At 73.6% G+C, this 821-nt stretch carries 1 protein-coding gene; it reads left to right on the forward strand.

The window, feature by feature from the left end; translation table 11 throughout:
• Positions 1 to 821 (forward strand): ABC transporter ATP-binding protein (locus tag MXD58_RS25950; protein WP_250610348.1); only part of this gene is annotated, 821 nt, incomplete at both ends.

Raw genomic sequence — 821 nt, forward strand, 5'->3', positions numbered from 1 at the left:
GCGTCCGCGTCGGGGCCGGCGGGGCAGGGCGTGCGCCCGGCGACCCTGTCGGTGTGGGGGCTGACGGTGCGTTTCGGCCCGGTGACCGTGGTGCGCGGCGTCGACCTCCGGGTCGAGCCGGGCCAGGTGGTCGGCATGATCGGCCCGAACGGGGCGGGCAAGACGACCGTCATCGACGCGATCACCGGTTACACGCCGGCGTCGGTCGGCTCGCTGAGCCTCGGTGGCGTCCGGCTCGACGGCCTGCCCGCCCACGGGCGGGCCCGCGCCGGCATCAGCCGGTCGTTTCAGAACCTGGAACTGTTCGAGGACCTCACCGTGCTGGAGAACATCCAGGCGGCCAGTGACCGCCGGGACCCGCTGGCCTACCTCACCGACCTGGTGTTCCCGCGGTCACGGCCGCTGCCTTCGGCCGCCCTCGCCGCCGTCGAGGCCTTCGGTCTGCGCGCCGATCTGCTGCGCACCGTCTCCGATCTGCCCTACGGCCGGCGCCGGCTGCTGGCGATCGCCCGCGCCGTCGCGGCCAGCCCAGGCGTGCTGCTCCTGGACGAGCCCTGCGCCGGCCTCGACGAGTCGGAGAGCGCGGAAGTCGCGGCACTGCTGCGCCGGCTCGCCGACGAATGGGGCCTCGGGATCCTGCTCAACGAGCATGACATGGATGTGATCATGGGAGTGTGTGACCGGGTCGTCGTACTCGACGCCGGTGAGGTCATCGCCGAGGGATCCCCCGGGCAGGTCGCGGCCGATCCCCGGCTCGACGCGGTGGTCGCCGGCATCGGCTACGCGCGCGGGAGCTTCCCGCACGCGCGGGAGCTCGTTCT

The sequence above is a fragment of the Frankia sp. AgKG'84/4 genome, assembly GCF_023242965.2.
In the GTDB taxonomy this organism is placed as follows: Bacteria; Actinomycetota; Actinomycetes; order Frankiales; family Frankiaceae; genus Frankia.